At 60.1% G+C, this 17,592-nt stretch carries 18 protein-coding genes; 8 read left to right on the top strand and 10 right to left on the bottom strand.

The window, feature by feature from the left end; translation table 11 throughout:
- Positions 1 to 48: 48 nt before the first annotated feature.
- The gene (locus tag QZR14_RS02555) at positions 49 to 768 is read right to left on the bottom strand and encodes a response regulator transcription factor (protein ID WP_250605559.1); all 720 of its coding nucleotides are present in this window, start codon (positions 766 to 768) and stop codon (positions 49 to 51) included.
- Between the two features lie 169 nt (positions 769 to 937).
- Between QZR14_RS02555 and QZR14_RS02550 the strand changes: the two genes are divergently transcribed.
- Positions 938 to 2,470, top strand: coding sequence for a sensor histidine kinase (locus QZR14_RS02550; protein WP_250605558.1), 1,533 nt, complete (start codon positions 938 to 940; stop codon positions 2,468 to 2,470).
- 169 nt (positions 2,471 to 2,639) lie between these two features.
- Here QZR14_RS02550 and QZR14_RS02545 read toward each other — a convergent pair whose 3' ends face one another.
- The 4 genes from QZR14_RS02545 to glyQ form a co-directional block, all read right to left on the bottom strand.
- A complete protein-coding gene (locus tag QZR14_RS02545) occupies positions 2,640 to 3,419 on the bottom strand; it encodes a lysophospholipid acyltransferase family protein (protein ID WP_250605557.1) in 780 nt (259 codons plus the stop codon).
- An 83-nt stretch (positions 3,420 to 3,502) separates the two neighbouring features.
- A complete protein-coding gene (gene gmhB / locus QZR14_RS02540; protein WP_311995823.1) occupies positions 3,503 to 4,042 on the bottom strand; it encodes a D-glycero-beta-D-manno-heptose 1,7-bisphosphate 7-phosphatase in 540 nt (179 codons plus the stop codon).
- Positions 4,043 to 4,046: 4 nt separating this feature from the next.
- Positions 4,047 to 6,101, bottom strand: a complete 2,055-nt coding sequence (gene glyS / locus QZR14_RS02535; RefSeq protein WP_311995822.1) for a glycine--tRNA ligase subunit beta — start codon at positions 6,099 to 6,101, stop codon at positions 4,047 to 4,049.
- Positions 6,098 to 7,051, bottom strand: a complete 954-nt coding sequence (gene glyQ / locus QZR14_RS02530) for a glycine--tRNA ligase subunit alpha (protein WP_003187265.1) — start codon at positions 7,049 to 7,051, stop codon at positions 6,098 to 6,100. Before glyQ ends, glyS begins: the two co-directional genes overlap by 4 nt.
- Before the next feature lie 81 nt (positions 7,052 to 7,132).
- On the opposite strand from glyQ, the gene QZR14_RS02525 reads away from it, so the two are divergent.
- The 3 genes from QZR14_RS02525 to QZR14_RS02515 all read left to right on the top strand — a co-directional run bounded on the left by QZR14_RS02525 (position 7,133) and on the right by QZR14_RS02515 (position 8,931).
- Positions 7,133 to 7,690, top strand: a complete 558-nt coding sequence (locus QZR14_RS02525; protein WP_250605554.1) for a DNA-3-methyladenine glycosylase I — start codon at positions 7,133 to 7,135, stop codon at positions 7,688 to 7,690.
- A 40-nt stretch (positions 7,691 to 7,730) separates the two neighbouring features.
- Entirely contained in the window at positions 7,731 to 8,618 is an 888-nt protein-coding gene (locus QZR14_RS02520; RefSeq protein ID WP_064389687.1) for a lysophospholipid acyltransferase, read from the top strand.
- 73 nt (positions 8,619 to 8,691) lie between these two features.
- A complete protein-coding gene (locus QZR14_RS02515; protein WP_311995821.1) occupies positions 8,692 to 8,931 on the top strand; it encodes a PilZ domain-containing protein in 240 nt (79 codons plus the stop codon).
- 1 nt (position 8,932) lies between these two features.
- Here QZR14_RS02515 and QZR14_RS02510 read toward each other — a convergent pair whose 3' ends face one another.
- From QZR14_RS02510 to def, 5 genes are all read right to left on the bottom strand, one after another.
- On the bottom strand, positions 8,933 to 9,247 hold the full coding sequence (locus QZR14_RS02510) for a tetratricopeptide repeat protein (protein WP_311995820.1): 315 nt from the start codon (positions 9,245 to 9,247) through the stop codon (positions 8,933 to 8,935).
- 167 nt (positions 9,248 to 9,414) lie between these two features.
- Complete coding sequence (gene trkA / locus QZR14_RS02505) at positions 9,415 to 10,791, bottom strand: Trk system potassium transporter TrkA (RefSeq protein WP_007911861.1); 1,377 nt, start codon at positions 10,789 to 10,791, stop codon at positions 9,415 to 9,417.
- 22 nt (positions 10,792 to 10,813) lie between these two features.
- The gene (gene rsmB / locus QZR14_RS02500) at positions 10,814 to 12,124 is read right to left on the bottom strand and encodes a 16S rRNA (cytosine(967)-C(5))-methyltransferase RsmB (protein WP_311995819.1); all 1,311 of its coding nucleotides are present in this window, start codon (positions 12,122 to 12,124) and stop codon (positions 10,814 to 10,816) included.
- On the bottom strand, positions 12,121 to 13,080 hold the full coding sequence (gene fmt / locus QZR14_RS02495) for a methionyl-tRNA formyltransferase (RefSeq protein WP_311995818.1): 960 nt from the start codon (positions 13,078 to 13,080) through the stop codon (positions 12,121 to 12,123). Before fmt ends, rsmB begins: the two co-directional genes overlap by 4 nt.
- A gap of 57 nt (positions 13,081 to 13,137) precedes the next feature.
- Positions 13,138 to 13,644 (bottom strand): peptide deformylase, encoded by a 507-nt coding sequence (def, locus tag QZR14_RS02490; RefSeq protein WP_016984087.1) that lies wholly within the window; start codon positions 13,642 to 13,644, stop codon positions 13,138 to 13,140.
- Between the two features lie 160 nt (positions 13,645 to 13,804).
- Here def and QZR14_RS02485 point away from each other — a divergent pair, with 160 nt between their 5' ends.
- The 4 genes from QZR14_RS02485 (at position 13,805) to QZR14_RS02470 (ending at position 17,539) form a co-directional block, all read left to right on the top strand.
- Complete coding sequence (locus tag QZR14_RS02485; RefSeq protein ID WP_311995816.1) at positions 13,805 to 14,830, top strand: LysM peptidoglycan-binding domain-containing protein; 1,026 nt, start codon at positions 13,805 to 13,807, stop codon at positions 14,828 to 14,830.
- An 80-nt stretch (positions 14,831 to 14,910) separates the two neighbouring features.
- Positions 14,911 to 16,011, top strand: coding sequence for a DNA-processing protein DprA (dprA, locus tag QZR14_RS02480; RefSeq protein WP_250605548.1), 1,101 nt, complete (start codon positions 14,911 to 14,913; stop codon positions 16,009 to 16,011).
- 55 nt (positions 16,012 to 16,066) lie between these two features.
- Positions 16,067 to 16,624: an L-threonylcarbamoyladenylate synthase gene (locus QZR14_RS02475; RefSeq protein ID WP_250605547.1), complete on the top strand. Its 558-nt coding sequence runs from the start codon at positions 16,067 to 16,069 to the stop codon at positions 16,622 to 16,624.
- A gap of 240 nt (positions 16,625 to 16,864) precedes the next feature.
- Positions 16,865 to 17,539 carry a hypothetical protein gene (locus QZR14_RS02470; RefSeq protein ID WP_311995815.1) on the top strand — a complete coding sequence of 225 codons (675 nt, stop codon included), beginning with the start codon at positions 16,865 to 16,867 and terminating at the stop codon, positions 17,537 to 17,539.
- The last annotated feature ends 53 nt before the right edge of the window (positions 17,540 to 17,592 follow it).

Genomic DNA, 17,592 nt, shown 5'->3' with positions numbered 1-17,592 from the left:
AGGCCAACGCATTGCGTTGGCCTTTTTATTGTCTGCGATCTTTGATTTTTATTCTGGCGCCGCCGCCACACTCTCCAACCGATACCCATACCCATAAATCGTCAGCAACTGCCAACCCCGATCCGCCGTCAGCCCCAGCTTGTTACGCAGCCGATAGATATGCGTATCCAATGGTCGCGACGACGCCATCTCCTCATGCGGCCAGAACCGTTCGTACAGATATTCGCGCGACAACGGCCGGCCCAGATTGCTGAACAGGCAGCGGGCAAGTCGATACTCACGCTCTGTCATAACGATGGGCTTGCCCTCGCGGGTGACGGTCAGTTCTGCATCATCAAACGTCAGGTCATTGAAGCTCAGCACTTCGGTCGCGGCGCTGCGTGGCTGGCTATGGCGACGTAGTACTGCGGCGACGCGGGCTTTCAGTTCATTGGGGCGGAACGGTTTACTCACATAATCGTCGGCGCCAGCGTTCAAGGCCTGGACGATATCGCTCTCGCCATCACGGCTGGTCAGCATGATCGCCGCCGGCGGTGCTTCCATGTGTTCGCGGGTCCAGCGCAGCAGGGCCAGGCCGGTCAGGTCGGGCAGTTGCCAGTCGAGGATCAGCAGGTCGAAGGTTTCCCGGCGCAACTGGCGCAGCAAGTCTTCGCCACGCTCAAAGCTGTGCAGCGACCACGGCTGATCGCCGGCGTCGGCCATTTGCTGCAGGGTTTGCTCGACCCGGCGCAGCTCGGCGGGTTCGTCGTCCAATATCGCAACGCGCATTCGCGGTAGTTCCTTGTTGCTTGGGCAGTTGGGCGATAACCATAGTCGCTCGGCCAGTGCCGTGAAAGTAAGCGGTCCGCCATTGGTCGACGTCCGCTATGATTCTTCAGGTCTACGTCTCAGACCTGTGACCCATGAAACCATTCACCCTGCCCTGCCCTTTTTCCCCATGAACAAACATCGTCGGCGCGAAAGCCGTGAGCCGAGCCAGGTGCAGCGACTGTTTCGACAGTTGGTGCGCGAGTGGTTGTGGATAAGTCTAGTGCTGTTGCCGCTGACTGCGCTGTTGTCGTATCGCGCGCAGTTCAACTTGCACGATGTGTCGCCCATGACCGGGGCGCTGTTATCGGTAGGGTTGGTGGCCTGTGTACTCGGGTTGTTGCTGTGGCGACCACGATGGGCACTTTGGTTAACGCTGATCGGCATGGCGTGCGCGCTTCTGATCAGTGCCGGACTGGCGGAAATGCGCCGCTGGTGGTCGCCGACACCGGCCGTGCTGGGGATGTTGTTCGGCTATTTGATCTGGAACTGGCGGCGTCTCAGTGTGGTGCTGACATATTTCGGCTGGGAGCTGGCGCGGCTGGACAGCGAGCCGAAAGTGTTTCCCGAACGGCGTCGCGCGCAATTCACCGGGGCTGATCGCTTGCAGGGCCAGATCATGGCACTGGAACAGGCCATGAGTCGCACCCGTGATACCCGGCGCTTTATTGCCGACGGTCTGGAATACTTACCCGTCGCCACACTGATCAGCGATCCCAAAGGCCAGATCCTGCTGGGCAATCGCAAGGCTCGCCAGCTATTCGATCACAACCTGGTGGGGGATGATGTCCTCGAGCAACTGGCGCGCCTCGGTTACCCGGAGTTGTCCACAGAGCCGCGCCCGTCATTGTCGGCCATTCCGCTGTTGGAGTTTCGCGATCACAAGGAGCGCAGCCTGCGTCTGGAGCGTGCCGCCCTGCTCCCGGTGGACGGAGACACGCCGATTGGTTGGCTGCTCAGCCTCACTGATCTCAGTGCCGAACGTGCTGCCGAGGAACAACGTGGAGTGTTGCTGCGCTTTCTTTCCCACGATCTGCGTGCCCCGCATTCGGCCATCCTTGCCCTGCTTGACGTTCACCGCCATCAGGCCGGGGCAGATTCGCCGTTGTTCGAACAGATTGAGCGGCAAGTGCGTCGCGCACTGGATCTGACCGACGGTTTCGTCCTGCTGGCGCGAGCCGAGTCCGAGGCCTATCAGTTCCAGCCCAGCCTGTTCGCGATGTTGGTGCTGGACGTACTGGATCAGGCATTGCCCATCGCCCAACAGAAACGCATCGAACTGCTGCATGACATGGATGAGCCATCCCAGGAGCGGCTGATCATGGCTGATCAGGGATTACTGACGCGTGCGTTGTTCAACCTGCTGGAGAATGCGATCAAGTACAGCCCGGCAGACACGACGATTCAACTGCGGGTCAGTTGTCACGAAGAGTGGCTACGTTGCGAACTGACCGACCAGGGCAAAGGCATCGCCGAACATGAGTTGCCTGATCTGTTCAGCCAGTACCGACGCTTTTCCTCGGCACAAGGGATCGACGGGGTGGGCCTTGGCTTGTCGATGGTCAAAGCGGTGGTCGATCACCATGGCGGCAAAATCGAATGCCTGAGCGTGGTCGATCAAGGCACCACATTTTTGCTCGAGTTACCGCTGATCCCCGAGTGAAAAGGCACAAAAAAACCGGCTATATGAGCCGGTTTTTTTACATCCGAAAAAAAACTTATGCACCTTTTACGGTGTTTTATTAGCTTGAGAAATATATAAGTAAATCAATAAGTTAATTTAAATATTCAGGCTTTTTCAACAAAACCGTACACAGGTTATCCACAAAATCTCAGACAGCGATCTGATCGCTTGCTGCCGGTGCTTGTGGGGCTGGTGGCAGTGAACCCATTTCCCGTTGGGTCTTCTCGTTCCAGGCTTGCACGCGATCGTTCAGCTCGGCGATGGCACGAGGGCCAGTGCCTTCAGCGTACATCGGCTCGCCGATGACCACGGTGATCACGCCAGACTTCTTGCCCCAGCCGATTTTCGGCCAGAATTTGCCGGCATTGTGTGCAATCGGCAGTACCGGAAGCGTCGCATTTACCGCCAATGCGCTGCCACTGCGGGAGAATTTGCCGACAGTGCCATAAGGAACGCGAGTACCTTCCGGAAAGATCAGCACCCAAACGTTGTCCTTGAGCAGCTCATCACCTTTGGCGGCGACTTGTTTCAGCGCCGCTTTCGGGTTGTCGCGATCAATCGCGATCGGCCGCAGCATGGCCATGGCCCAGCCGAAGAACGGTACGTAAAGCAATTCGCGCTTGAGCACCTGGCTCAACGGCGAGAAATAGGCAGAGAGAAAGAACGTCTCCCAAGTGCTCTGGTGGTTCGACTGAATCACACAGGGACGGTCAGGCACGTTTTGCGCGCCTTTGACTTCGTAACGGATACCGAGAAACACCTTGGTCAACCACAAGGCGCAACGGCACCAGTACACGTTGATAAAACGATAACGCGCCTTGAATGGCAAAAACGGCGCGATAAAAAAACTCAAGGTGCACCACAGCAGGGAGGTGGTGCCCAGCAGCAGGTAAAAGAGAAAAATTCTGATGGCCCGCAGTATCGACATAGTGACGTTTACCGTTACGGGGCAATGCCCGAGTGTTCAAGCGCACTCCCGATCAATCCCTGGTCAGGAATTTCAGAAGTACCCTAGTTGTGGATAAGTTCTGCGGCAATCGCCGCCAGATCGTCAAAAATCAGAGTGCCAACCGGCAGGGTTTTGCCCTGAGTCTTTGCGCCTTTTCCGGTCTTTACCAAAACTGGCTGTGAATCGACGGCTTTGGCAGCCTCCAGGTCACCAAGGCTGTCGCCAACGAACCAGACATTGGCCAGCGTCACGTTGTAATGCGCCGCAATGGTTTTCAACATCCCCGGTTTCGGCTTGCGGCAATCGCAACCTTCGTCCGGCCCATGCGGGCAATACACGATCAAACCGACTTCACCGCCCTGCTCCGCTACAAGCGTACGCAGACGCGCATGCATGGCGTCGAGGATGGCGAGGTCGTAGTAACCGCGAGCAATGCCCGACTGGTTGGTGGCCACCGCCACCGTCCAGCCGGCCTTGCTCAACTGCGCAATCGCCTCGATCGAGCCGGGCAGTGGAATCCACTCCTCCACCGACTTGATGTAAGCGTCGGAGTCGTAATTGATCACTCCGTCCCGATCGAGAATCAGCAGTTTCAACAGCAATCCCTCAACCCAGCAGCGAGATGTCGGCAACACCGAGGAACAAGCCACGCAGACGCGCCAGCAGCGCGTAACGGTTGGCCCGGACCTTGGCGTCTTCGGCATTGACCATGACGGCGTCGAAGAACGCGTCCACCGGCTCGCGCAGGGCAGCCAGACGTGCCAGCGATTCGTTGTACTGACGCGCGGCGGCCATTGGCTGCACCGCTTGATCCGCTTGCTGGATCGCCGAGTACAGCGAGAACTCGTTGGCATTGTCGAAATACTTGGCTTCGACCACGGTCGGCACCGAGCCTTCGACTTTGCTCAACAGGTTCGACACACGCTTGTTCACCGCCGCCAGCGCTGCCGCTTCCGGCAGTTTGCGGAAAGCTTGCACCGCTTGCACACGCTGGTCGAAGTCGAGCGCCGAACCCGGCTTCAGGGCACGTACCGACAGGTAGGTGGCGACATCGACGCCTTCGTCTTCGTAACGCGCACGCAGACGGTCGAAGATGAACTCCAGCACGGCTTCGTTGAGGCCGGCAGCCTTGACCTTGGCACCGAACGCAGTCACGGCGAAAGCCACGGCGTCGTTCAGGTCCAGGTCGAGTTTTTTCTCGATCAGGATACGCAGCACACCCAGTGCTGCACGACGCAGGGCATATGGGTCTTTGCTGCCGGTTGGCAGCATGCCGATACCGAAAATACCGACCAGGGTGTCGAGCTTGTCAGCGATCGCGACGGCTGCACCGGTCAGGGTCGCCGGCAGTTCAGCACCGGCACCGCGTGGCATGTACTGCTCGTTGAGCGCCAGCGCGACGTCTTCCGGCTCGCCGTCATTCAGTGCGTAGTAATAGCCGGCGACGCCTTGCATCTCCGGGAACTCGCCGACCATTTCGGTGGCCAGGTCGCACTTCGACAGCAGGCCAGCGCGAGCCGCCCACGAGGCGTTGCCACCAATGCGCGCGGCGATGTACGCAGCCAGTTTCGATACGCGCTCGGCCTTGTCGTAGACGCTGCCGAGTTTTTCCTGGAACACCACGTTCTTCAGGCGATCATTGAAGGCTTCGAGCTTCTGCTTCTTGTCTTGCTTGAAGAAGAACTCGGCGTCGGTCAGACGTGGGCGAACCACTTTCTCGTTACCGGCGATGATCTGCTGCGGGTCTTTGCTTTCGATGTTGGCCACAGTGATGAAACGTGGCAGCAACTTGCCGTCGGCATCCAGCAGGCAGAAGTACTTCTGGTTGTCCTGCATGGTAGTGATCAGGGCTTCTTGCGGCACGTCTAGGAAGCGTTCCTCGAACGAGCACACCAGCGGCACCGGCCATTCAACCAGCGCGGTCACTTCGTCGAGCAGTGCCGGCGGAACGATTGCCGTGCCTTCCTGACGGGTCGCCAGTTCTTCGGTGCGCTTGCTGATGATTTCGCGACGCTCGTTGGCGTCGGCCAATACATAAGCGGCACGCAGGTCAGCGAGATAGCTCGACGGCGAACCGATGCGCACGCTTTCCGGATGATGGAAACGGTGACCACGGGAATCACGGCCAGCCTTTTGCGCGAGGATGGTGCAGTCGATGACCTGGTCACCGAGCAGCATCACCAGCCATTGGGTCGGACGCACGAACTCTTCCTTGCGCGCACCCCAACGCATGCGTTTCGGGATCGGCAGGTCGTTCAGCGAATCTTCGACGATGGTCGGCAGCAGGCTCGCGGTCGGCTTGCCGGCGATGCTCTGGCTGTAACGCAGTTTCGGGCCGCTCTGATCGATTTCGCTCAGATCGACGCCGCACTTCTTGGCGAAGCCCAGGGCTGCCTGAGTCGGATTGCCTTCTGCGTCGAACGCGGCCTGACGCGGCGGGCCGTCGAGGTTGATGCTGCGATCCGGTTGCTGGGTCGCCAGCGCGGTGATCAATACAGCCAGACGACGTGGTGCGGCGTAGACAGTTTTGCTTTCGTAGCTCAGGCCAGCGGCTTGCAGGCCCTTGTCGATACCGGCGAGGAACGCTTCAGCCAAGGTGTTCAGGGCTTTCGGTGGCAGTTCTTCGGTGCCCAGTTCAACCAGAAAATCTTGCGCACTCATTGTGCAGCCTCCAGCTTGGCCAGTACTTCGTCACGCAGATCCGGGGTCGCCATCGGGAAGCCCAGCTTGGCGCGTGCCAGCAGGTAGGCTTGCGCAACGGAACGCGCCAGGGTGCGTACGCGCAGAATGTATTGCTGACGCGCGGTCACCGAGATTGCCCGGCGCGCATCCAGCAGGTTGAAGGTGTGCGAAGCCTTCAGGACCATTTCGTAGCTCGGCAACGGCAGCGGCTGGTCGAGTTCGATCAGGCGCTTGGCTTCGCTTTCATAGAAGTCGAAGAGTTCGAACAGTTTGTCGACGTTGGCGTGTTCGAAGTTGTAGGTGGACTGCTCCACTTCGTTCTGGTGGAACACGTCGCCGTAGGTCACTTTGCCGAACGGGCCGTCAGCCCAGACCAGGTCGTAGACCGAGTCCACGCCTTGCAGGTACATGGCCAGACGCTCGAGACCGTAGGTGATCTCACCGGTGACCGGGTAGCACTCGATGCCGCCGGCTTGCTGGAAATAAGTGAACTGAGTCACTTCCATGCCGTTGAGCCAGACTTCCCAGCCCAGACCCCAGGCGCCGAGGGTTGGCGATTCCCAGTTGTCTTCGACGAAGCGAATGTCGTGGACCAGCGGGTCCAGGCCAACATGCTTGAGCGAGCCCAGGTACAGTTCCTGGAAGTTGTCCGGGTTCGGCTTGAGCACGACCTGGAACTGATAGTAGTGCTGCAGACGGTTCGGGTTTTCGCCGTAACGGCCGTCAGTCGGACGGCGGCTTGGCTGCACGTAGGCGGCGTTCCAGGTTTCCGGGCCGATGGCGCGGAGGAAGGTCGCGGTGTGGAAAGTGCCGGCGCCTACTTCCATATCGTAGGGCTGAAGTACCACGCAACCTTGCTCGGCCCAGTATTGCTGGAGCGCGAGGATCAAGTCTTGGAAGGTACGCACGGCTGGCGTAGGCTGGCTCACGAAATTCACCTGTTTCTTGGGCTGCGATTTAAAGAGCGGGAGTATACCCGATTCATTGCTGCGCACGCCCCCTGGAGCCTTATGCCACGCTGCTTTTGGTGTACCGAAGATCCGCTGTACATGGCTTATCACGACCAGGAGTGGGGCACGCCGCTACGCGATGCGCAGGGTTTGTTCGAGTTGCTTTTGCTCGAAGGGTTCCAGGCCGGGCTGTCCTGGATCACTGTGCTACGTAAGCGCGAGCGTTACCGCGAGGTGCTGTTCGGCTTCGACGTACAGCGCGTGGCGCAGATGAGCGACGCCGAAATCGACGAATTGATGCTCGACCCCGGTATCATCCGCAACCGCCTCAAACTCAACGCCGCCCGCCGTAATGCCCAAGCCTGGCTGGCGCTGGAGGACCCGGTGGCGTTTCTCTGGTCGTTTGTCGGCGACCAACCGGTCATCAATCATTTCAAGGATCGCAGCGAAGTTCCGGCGATCACCCCCGAAGCGTTGGCGATGAGCAAAGGCCTGAAAAAGGCCGGGTTCACGTTCGTCGGCCCGACCATTTGCTACGCACTGATGCAGGCCTCGGGCATGGTCATGGACCACACCCAGGACTGCGACCGCTACGCGCAGCTCGCCAACGGCGGTTAGAATGGCCGCCTCGCGCACCGCACAAGATCAGGAGTGACCTGTGGAAAAGTTTAAAGGCGCCTTGCTGGTAGGCGCTCTGCGGCTGTTTGCCTTGCTGCCATGGCGGGCCGTGCAGGCCGTCGGTTCGGCAATCGGCTGGATCATGTGGAAAACCCCCAACCGCTCCCGCGACGTGGTGCGGATCAACCTTGCGAAATGTTTTCCACAGATGGACCCGGCCGAACGTGAGCGTCTGGTCGGGCAGAGCCTGAAAGACATCGGCAAGTCGCTGACCGAAAGCGCCTGCGCGTGGATCTGGCCGGCACAGCGTTCCATTGATCTGGTGCGCGAAGTCGAAGGCCTCGACATCCTCAAGGATGCACTGGCTTCAGGCAAAGGCGTGGTCGGCATCACCAGCCACCTGGGCAACTGGGAAGTGCTCAACCACTTCTATTGCAGCCAGTGCAAACCGATCATTTTCTACCGTCCACCGAAACTCAAGGCTGTGGATGAGTTACTGCGCAAGCAGCGCGTGCAACTGGGCAACAAAGTCGCCGCGTCGACCAAAGAAGGCATCCTCAGCGTCATCAAGGAAGTGCGCAAAGGTGGTGCAGTGGGCATTCCTGCCGACCCGGAACCGGCCGAATCCGCCGGGATCTTTGTGCCGTTCTTCGCCACTCAGGCGCTGACCAGCAAATTCGTGCCGAACATGTTGGCCGGTGGCAAAGCGGTTGGCGTGTTTCTGCATGCGCTGCGCCTGCCCGACGGTTCTGGCTACAAAGTGATCCTCGAAGCCGCGCCAGAAGCCATGTACAGCACTGACACCGCCGAATCCTGCGCAGCGATGAGTAAAGTCGTCGAGCGTTATGTCGCGGCGTATCCGAGCCAGTACATGTGGAGCATGAAGCGCTTCAAGAAGCGTCCGCCAGGCGAAGAACGCTGGTATTGAGCTGATTGGCATGATCTGTGGATAACTTCTCTGCTGAGGTTATCCACAACCGTTCATCAAAGGGCGCAACAAGATGTCCGAACAACGCAAATCCTTCCGCATCAAGATCACCCACGACAGCTTCGGCGAATGCCTTGGGCAGACGCGCAACCTGTCGCCTACCGGGGTGTTTGTGCAGCATCCGGTTCTGGCTTCTTTGCCCAAGGGCGCAGTGGTTTACGGTCAGGTGCAGGGGCTACCCACAAGCGCGCCGCGGGTGCGGATGGAAGTGGTGACGGTGGATGCCGACGGTATCGGTCTCCGCTACCTTTGACTTATTGCGCCTGACGATCGAGCTTCTTCAGAAACACCGACATTTCCTTCTCGGCCTGCTTGTCGCCATGGGCGCGGGCCGCTTCCAGACCCTGTTCCCACACCTGCCGTGCGGCGGCGTGCTCGCCCAGCGCCAGATGCGCCTTGCCCAACAGCTTCCAGGCTGCCGAGTACTTCGCATCGAAGCCGACACAGCGCTGGAAGTGCTCGGCGGCTTTGGCGTTTTCCCCAAGATCCAGATAGCCCTTGCCCAGGCCGAAGCGCAGCAGCGAGTTATCCACACCCTTGGCGAGCATTTTTTCCAGGGATTCGAGCATCGGTGGGTTCCTTTTCTAGTGCGTCAGAAAGATCTGCGGTACCGCCATCGCTGGCAAGCCAGCTCCCACAAGGATCTCGGGTGCACATCACATTTGTGAACAACCGAAAAACCTGTGGGAGCTGGCTTGCCAGCGATGGGGCCAATGAAGGCACCGCTCATTCAGGATCAGAAGAAGCTCAACCCCACATGAAACAGCTTCTCCACATCGCGAATATGCTTTTTATCCACAAGGAACAGAATCACATGGTCGCCCGCTTCGATCACGGTGTCATCGTGGGCGATGATCACTTGTTCGTTGCGGATCACCGCGCCGATGGTGGTGCCGGGCGGCAGGCCGATCTTCTCGATCGGTTTGCCGATCACCTTGCTCGACTTCGCATCACCGTGGGCAATCGCCTCGATCGCTTCTGCGGCACCGCGACGCAATGAGTGCACGCTGACGATATCGCCACGGCGCACGTGCGCCAGCAGGGTGCCGATGGTCGCCAGTTGCGGGCTGATGGCAATGTCGATATCGCCGCCCTGAATCAGATCGACGTAGGCGGGGTTGTTGATGATCGTCATGACCTTCTTCGCCCCCAGCCGTTTGGCCAGCAGCGACGACATGATGTTGGCTTCGTCGTCGTTGGTCAGGGCGAGGAAGATGTCGGCGTCGGCAATGTTCTCTTCCAGCAGCAAATCCCGGTCCGAAGCGCTGCCCTGCAACACCACGGTGCTGTCGAGCGTATCGGAGAGATAACGGCAGCGCGCCGGGCTCATCTCGATGATCTTCACCTGATAACGGCTTTCGATGGCCTCGGCCAGACGTTCACCGATTTGCCCGCCGCCAGCGATAACGATGCGTTTGTAGGTTTCGTCGAGGCGGCGCATTTCGCTCATCACCGCGCGAATATTCTCACGGGCGGCGATGAAAAAGACTTCGTCATCGGCCTCGATCACCGTATCGCCCTGGGGCAGGATCGGTCGGTCACGGCGGAAAATCGCTGCCACACGAGTTTCGACATTCGGCATGTGTTCACGCAACTGGCGCAGTTGCTGACCCACCAGCGGCCCGCCGTAATAGGCGCGCACCGCTACCAGTTGCGCCGCGCCTTCGGCGAAGTCGATCACCTGCAAGGCGCCCGGATGCTGGATCAGGCGCTTGATGTAGTTGGTCACCACTTGCTCGGGGCTGATCAGCACGTCGACCGGAATCGCTTCGTTCTGGAACAGTTGCTCTTCGCGATTCAGATAAGACGCTTCGCGCACCCGGGCGATCTTGGTCGGCGTGTGGAATAGCGTGTGGGCGACCTGGCAGGCGACCATGTTGGTTTCGTCGCTGTTGGTCACCGCCACCAGCATGTCAGCGTCGTCGGCGCCGGCCTGACGCAGCACCGACGGCAGCGAGCCCCGGCCCTGCACGGTGCGGATGTCGAGGCGGTCGCCGAGGTCGCGCAGGCGCTCACCGTCGGTGTCGACTACCGTAATATCGTTGGCCTCGCTGGCCAGATGTTCTGCCAGCGAACCGCCGACCTGTCCCGCACCGAGGATGATGATTTTCATCCAGTCACTCCGTTAAATCCGTTTAGCTGCGCGCGGCAGCGATCTTGATCAGCTTGGCGTAGTAGAACCCGTCATGGCCACCCTGCTGGGCCAGCAATTGGCGACCATGGGGCTGTTTGAGCCCGGCCGACGTGGCCAGATCCAGTTCGCGGGCGCCGGGGGTACGCTCAAGGAACGCAGCGATGACTTCGGTGTTCTCGGTCGGCAGCGTCGAGCAGGTGGCATAAAGCAGGATGCCGCCGACGTCGAGGGTTTTCCACATCGCGTCGAGCAGTTCGCCTTGCAGCTGCGCGAGGGCGACGATGTCGTCCGGCTGACGGGTCAGCTTGATGTCCGGATGACGGCGGATTACGCCGGTGGCCGAGCACGGTGCGTCGAGCAGGATGCGCTGGAACGGTTTGCCGTCCCACCATTTCTCGGTGTCGCGACCGTCGGCGGCGATCAGTTCGGCGCTCAGACCGAGGCGTTCAAGATTCTCTTTGACCCGCACCAGACGTTTGGCTTCGAGGTCCACCGCCACCACCCCGGCGAGCGCCGGTTCGGCTTCGAGGATGTGGCAGGTCTTGCCACCGGGCGCGCAACAGGCATCGAGCACGCGCTGGCCCGGCGCCAGATCGAGCAGATCGGCAGCCAGTTGCGCAGCTTCGTCCTGCACGCTGATCCAGCCTTCGGCGAAACCCGGCAGACTGCGCACGTCGGCAGCCGCTTCGAGGATGATGCCGTCGCGGCTGTACACACATGGCGTCGCGGCAATTCCAGCCTCAGTCAGCAGAGCGAGATAGGCGTCGCGGCTGTGATGGCGGCGGTTGACCCGCAGAATCATCGGCGGATGCGCGTTGTTCGCCTCGCAGATGGTTTCCCACTGTTCTGGCCAGAAGGCTTTCAGGGACTTTTGCAGCCAGCGCGGGTGAGCGGTGCGCACCACTGGGTCACGTTCCAGCTCGGCGAAAATCGTCGTGCTTTCGCGCTGGGCATTGCGCAGCACGGCGTTGAGCAGGCCCTTGGCCCAAGGCTTTTTCAGCTTGTCGGCGCAACCGACGGTTTCGCCGATGGCAGCGTGGGCCGGGACGCGGGTGTAGAGCAATTGGTAGAGGCCGACCAGCAGCAACGCCTCGACATCGGCGTCGGCAGCCTTGAATGGTTTCTGCAGAAGTTTTTCCGCCAGCGCCGACAGGCGTGGCTGCCAGCGCGCAGTGCCGAACGCCAGATCCTGAGTGAAACCGCGATCGCGATCCTCGACCTTGTCCAGTTGCGTCGGCAGAGAACTGTTCAGCGAAGCCTTGCCGCTGAGCACGGCGGCGAGTGCCTTGGCGGCGGCCAGACGCGGATTCATTGCGCGTCCACCGCTGCGCCGAGCACCGTGCCGACGGCGAATTTCTCCCGGCGGCTGTTGAACAGGTCGCTGAAGTTCAGCGCCTTGCCGCCGGGTAATTGCAGGCGGGTCAGGCACAGCGCTTGTTCGCCGCAGGCGACGATCAGACCATCCTTGCTGGCGCTGAGGATTTCACCCGGTGCGCCTTTACCGTCGGCAAGTGTTGCCGCCAGGACTTTCAGCGCTTCACCGTTGAGGGTGCTGTGGGTGATCGGCCATGGGTTGAAGGCGCGCACCAGGCGTTCCAGCTCAACCGCCGGACGGCTCCAGTCGATGCGTGCTTCGTCTTTGTTCAGCTTGTGTGCATAAGTGGCGAGCTCATCGTTCTGCACTTCGCCTTCCAGGGTGCCAGCAGCCAGACCGGCAATCGCTTGCACCACGGCAGGCGGGCCCATTTCGGCGAGGCGGTCGTGCAGCGTGCCGCCGGTGTCTGCGCCAGTGATCGGGGTGACGACCTTGAGCAGCATCGGTCCGGTGTCGAGGCCGGCTTCCATGCGCATCACAGTGACGCCGCTTTCCGCGTCACCGTGTTCCACGGCGCGCTGGATCGGCGCCGCACCGCGCCAGCGTGGCAGCAACGAGGCGTGACTGTTGATGCAGCCCAGACGCGGGATATCCAGCACCACTTGCGGCAGGATCAGGCCATAAGCGACCACCACCAGCAAATCCGGCTTCAGTGCGGCCAGTTCAGCCTGCGCGTCAGGGTTGCGCAACGTCGGCGGCTGCAACACCTGGATATTGTTTTCCAAGGCCAACTGTTTGACCGGGCTGGGCATCAGTTTTTGCCCGCGACCGGCCGGACGATCCGGTTGGGTGTAGACCGCAACGATCTCGTAAGGGCTGTTCAGCAGGGCCTTGAGGTGTTCGGCGGCGAATTCCGGGGTGCCGGCAAAAACGATGCGCAGTGGCTCAGTCATGAAGGGCGTCTCATAAAAAGAAAAAGGCTTGCCGCAGCAAGCCTTTGAAGAGGGGCATCAAGCGTTCTGGCGGTGCTGCTTTTCCAGTTTCTTCTTGATCCGGTCGCGTTTGAGCGTGGACAGGTAATCGACGAACAATTTGCCGTTGAGGTGGTCGCATTCGTGCTGGATGCACACCGCGAGCAGGCCTTCGGCGATCAGTTCATAGGGCTTGCCGTCGCGGTCCAGCGCCTTGATTTTGACCTTTTGCGGGCGGTCGACGTTTTCGTAGAAACCCGGTACCGACAGGCAGCCTTCCTGGTATTGGTCCATTTCGTCGGTCAGCGATTCGAACTCGGGGTTGATGAACACCCGCGGTTCGGTACGGTCTTCGGAAAGGTCCATCACGACGATACGTTTGTGCACGTTGACCTGGGTCGCGGCAAGGCCGATGCCCGGCGCTTCATACATTGTTTCAAACATGTCATCGACCAACTGACGCACTTCGTCGTCCACTACAGCCACAGGCTTGGCGATAGTGCGCAGACGCGGGTCCGGGAATTCGAGGATGTTTAAAATGGCCATAGGCTTTGATTGCTGCACACGTTGAGTAAAGTCGGGCGATGGCCTGGCAGGTCCGAAGATGCAGGCTACCGTTGTGAAGCGTAGCTTGTGCATTTTGCACAAGCGAGCCACGGGGGCTCTGACGGTTCACGCGAACGCACATGATAAAGGGATTCACTGCATGAGGAAAACACTACTCGCCCTGCTGCTGTTGGCTTCGGCCGGCGTGGCGCAAGGGCAAGTGCAACTCAGGGATGGTTTTCCACAGCAATACACGGTGGTTTCGGGGGACACCCTCTGGGATATTTCCGGCAAATACCTGCGCGAGCCCTGGGAGTGGCCACAACTGTGGCGGGCCAATCCGCAGATTGAAAACCCCAATCTGATCTATCCCGGCGACACGCTGACCCTCAGCTACGTCAACGGCCAGCCGCAACTGACGCTCAATCGCGGCGAGTCGCGCGGCACCATCAAGCTCTCGCCACGTATTCGCACCAGCCCGGTGGCCGAGGCGATTCCGAGCATTCCATTGAAATCGATCAACAGTTTCCTGCTGAGCAACCGCATCGTCGACAAGGTCGAGGATTTCGACAAGGCGCCGTACATCGTCGCGGGTGACGCCGAACGCGTGCTCAGCGGCACTGGCGACCGGATCTTCGCGCGCGGCCATTTCGACCCGGATCAACCCGTCTACGGCATCTTCCGTCAGGGCAAGGTCTACACCGATCCGCAGACCAAGGAGTTCCTCGGGATCAACGCCGATGACATCGGCGGCGGCGAAATCGTCGCCACTGAAGGCGACGTTGCCACCCTCGCCCTGCAACGCACCACTCAGGAAGTACGCCTCGGCGACCGCTTGTTCAGTGGCGAGGAGCGCTCGATCAATTCGACCTTCATGCCCAGCGCGCCAACCACCAGCATCAACGGTGTGATCATCGATGTCCCGCGCGGTGTCACCCAGATCGGCGTGATGGACGTGGTCACCCTGAACAAAGGCAAGCGCGATGGTCTGGCCGAGGGCAACGTACTGGCGGTGATGAAAACCGGTGAAACCGTGCGTGACCGCATCACCGGCCAGCCGCTGAAAATTCCCGATGAACGCGCCGGTTTACTGATGGTGTTCCGCACTTACGACAAACTCAGCTACGGCCTCGTCCTCAACGCATCGCGCTCGCTGGCGGTGCTCGACAAGGTTCGCAATCCGTAAGCTTGCTTCACAAGTTACCAACAGAGTTATCCACAGCTTGTTCCGAATGGTTCGGGGCTTATAACGATCAAGGAAGATCCATGATGTTGCCTGTCTGTACGCCGGTTTCCCCGGCGGAACTGGAAGCGCGTTTGCGCCTGCATCGCTTGCCGGATGTCGGTCCGAAGCGTTTTGCCAAATTGCTCGAAGCCTTCGGCTCGGCTTCCAAAGCCATCAGCGCACCGGCCAGTGCCTGGCGCTCGCTGGGTTTGCCCGTGGCAAGTGCTGAAGCGCGGCGCTGTCCCACGGTTCGCGATGGCGCTAGCCACGCAATGCGCTGGCTAGAGCGGCCGGGGCATCATTTGTTGATGTGGGACCAGGCGGATTACCCGGCGCTGCTGGCGCAGATTCCCGACCCGCCACCCCTGTTGTTCGTTGCCGGAGACCCGCAGATTCTGGAAAAACCGCAACTGGCGATGGTTGGCAGCCGTCGCGCTTCGCGTCCGGGCATGGACACGGCGGCGGCGTTTTCCCGCAGTCTTGCCGGGGCCGGTTTTGTCATCACCAGCGGTCTGGCGCTGGGCATTGATGCCGCTGCGCATCAGGCTGCGCTGGATGTTGGCGGGTTGACGGTGGGTGTGCTCGGCACGGGCCTGGAAAATTTTTATCCACAGCGCAATCGGCACCTGGCTGAAGCGATGATTGCGTCCGGCAGCGCAGTGCTTTCGGAGTTTCCGCTGGATGCCGGGCCGACGGCGAGCAACTTCCCTCGGCGTAACCGCATTATCAGCGGTTTGTCCCTCGGTGTGTTGGTGGTTGAGGCCAGCGTGGCCAGTGGTTCACTGATCACCGCGCGGCTGGCGGCCGAACAGGGGCGTGAGGTTTATGCCATTCCCGGTTCGATTCATCACCCCGGGGCGCGCGGTTGCCATCAATTGATTCGCGATGGCGCGGTGCTGGTGGAAACCATCGAGCACATCCTTGAAGCCCTGCGCGGCTGGCAGCATCTGCCGCTATCCACTGACACGGCGAACGTTGATCACCCGTTGCTCAGCCTGCTCCACGCCGCCCCGCACACCAGCGAAGGCTTGGCCGACAGCAGCGGCTGGGCGTTGCCCAAAGTGCTGGCGGCACTCACCGAACTGGAAATGGATGGCCGTGCGGTGTGCGAAAACGGTCGCTGGTTGGCCAGGACACGCTAGGTTTTACAAGGAAGATCGGTAAACTGCGCGAAACCTGTTTGCGGAGAGTTTTTTCATGGTTAACAGTTGGCGTGTGCAACAAGCCGCACGAGAGATTCGCGCCGGGGCGGTGATTGCCTATCCAACCGAAGCCGTCTGGGGGCTGGGTTGCGACCCGTGGAACGAAGAGGCTGTGGATCGGTTGCTGGCGATCAAGAATCGTTCGGTGGTCAAAGGCCTTATTCTGGTTGCCGACAACATTCGCCAGTTCGACTTCCTGTTCGAAGACTTCCCGCAAGAATGGATCGACCGCATGGCCAGCACCTGGCCGGGGCCAAATACCTGGCTGGTGCCGCACCAGAATCTGTTGCCGGAATGGGTGACCGGGGTGCATGACACCGTGGCGCTGCGGGTCAGTGATCATCCGCAAGTGCGCGATCTGTGCTCGATGGTCGGGCCATTGATTTCGACCTCTGCGAACCCGCAGGGACGCCCGGCGGCGCGCACCCGATTGCGTGTCGAGCAGTATTTCCGTGGGCAGATCGATCTGATACTGGGCGGGCAACTGGGTGGGCGCAAGAACCCCAGCGTGATCCGCGATCTGGCGACCGGCAAAGTCATTCGTCCCGACTGATCCAGCCTCGAACATTTGTAACGAGAGTACTCCTCGCCTTGACGGCGAGGAGTACTACACGTGCCTGCGATTTATCCTGCAGTGACGCTGTTTGTTGCGTCGGAAGAATCCTCAACTGGCTGAATTAACTGAATTTTCCCACCTGATTATCAGACCGCGTTTCGTGGCGGTATCGCCAAAAACAACCATCCTTTCCCTGCACTCGAAACACTTCGATAAGTTAAGGTCTGCGGAGAAAGAATGGACACTACGGATTTGCAACTCACGGATTACCTGCAGGCGCTCCAGGTGACGTTAAACAGTCACCAGGAAGGATGTCGTATCGTGATGCTTGAAGCGGGGTCGGATACCCAGGTGTTCGATCGGTTTATCGAACGGCAATTTCGGCTTCGGCTGCAGCATTACATGCTGACATCCAGGGCGCGGATGCTCGAAACCCGGCTGGCGACACGGTCGCGCAGTACCCACTTTCTGCTGTATCGGCACGAGCAACTGCAGGCGGTATTGAGGGCCACTCCGGCGCCGTTCGAGTGGGCATCGCTGGCGCAGCAACATGTTTCGCCCACGGTGGCGTTGTCACGCCATGTCGAATTCAGTCGCTTGATCTCGCTTGCACCCAGCCAACAACCCATTGCCGTCAACAGTCTGCTGGCGGCCGCTGCCGAGTGGGCTATAAAACAGGGCTATCAAGGTGTCACTGCGTTGTGCAGGGCCTCGCAGTTGCGCCTGTACCAGCGTTTCGGTCTGATGCCGGTCGCCTCCAACCCCTTGCCTATAGAACAGCGCGCACGTGGTGATTACTGGGTGTTATCAGCCGAGTGGCGGCAAGTCCTCGCAGCGGTTCAACAGCCTGATCCCACGGCTGTCGGTCATTGGGCGCAAAAACCGTTGGCGAATCATCCACCAAGGTTTTGAACACGCTCGAACCGTCCTGCCAGCCAGGGTGGTGAAACCCTGACTGGCAAGAT

Source organism: Pseudomonas sp. rhizo66, from assembly GCF_031931925.1.
GTDB lineage: Bacteria > Pseudomonadota > Gammaproteobacteria > Pseudomonadales > Pseudomonadaceae > Aquipseudomonas.
This window is presented reverse-complemented; position numbering and strand designations above follow the sequence as displayed.

Excerpts from the sequence above, each read along its gene's own strand:
- QZR14_RS02550 (WP_250605558.1), top strand. The coding sequence starts at position 938 with ATGAACAAACATCGTCGGCGCGAAAGCCGTGAGCCGAGCCAGGTGCAG.
- QZR14_RS02555 (WP_250605559.1), bottom strand. The coding sequence starts at position 768 with ATGCGCGTTGCGATATTGGACGACGAACCCGCCGAGCTGCGCCGGGTC.
- def (WP_016984087.1), bottom strand. The coding sequence starts at position 13,644 with ATGGCCATTTTAAACATCCTCGAATTCCCGGACCCGCGTCTGCGCACT.
- QZR14_RS02485 (WP_311995816.1), top strand. The coding sequence starts at position 13,805 with ATGAGGAAAACACTACTCGCCCTGCTGCTGTTGGCTTCGGCCGGCGTG.
- rsmB (WP_311995819.1), bottom strand. The coding sequence starts at position 12,124 with ATGAATCCGCGTCTGGCCGCCGCCAAGGCACTCGCCGCCGTGCTCAGC.
- trkA (WP_007911861.1), bottom strand. The coding sequence starts at position 10,791 with ATGAAAATCATCATCCTCGGTGCGGGACAGGTCGGCGGTTCGCTGGCA.
- fmt (WP_311995818.1), bottom strand. The coding sequence starts at position 13,080 with ATGACTGAGCCACTGCGCATCGTTTTTGCCGGCACCCCGGAATTCGCC.
- QZR14_RS02545 (WP_250605557.1), bottom strand. The coding sequence starts at position 3,419 with ATGTCGATACTGCGGGCCATCAGAATTTTTCTCTTTTACCTGCTGCTG.
- QZR14_RS02510 (WP_311995820.1), bottom strand. The coding sequence starts at position 9,247 with ATGCTCGAATCCCTGGAAAAAATGCTCGCCAAGGGTGTGGATAACTCG.
- QZR14_RS02525 (WP_250605554.1), top strand. The coding sequence starts at position 7,133 with ATGCCACGCTGCTTTTGGTGTACCGAAGATCCGCTGTACATGGCTTAT.
- QZR14_RS02470 (WP_311995815.1), top strand. The coding sequence starts at position 16,865 with ATGGACACTACGGATTTGCAACTCACGGATTACCTGCAGGCGCTCCAG.
- glyS (WP_311995822.1), bottom strand. The coding sequence starts at position 6,101 with ATGAGTGCGCAAGATTTTCTGGTTGAACTGGGCACCGAAGAACTGCCA.
- dprA (WP_250605548.1), top strand. The coding sequence starts at position 14,911 with ATGATGTTGCCTGTCTGTACGCCGGTTTCCCCGGCGGAACTGGAAGCG.
- QZR14_RS02515 (WP_311995821.1), top strand. The coding sequence starts at position 8,692 with ATGTCCGAACAACGCAAATCCTTCCGCATCAAGATCACCCACGACAGC.
- QZR14_RS02475 (WP_250605547.1), top strand. The coding sequence starts at position 16,067 with ATGGTTAACAGTTGGCGTGTGCAACAAGCCGCACGAGAGATTCGCGCC.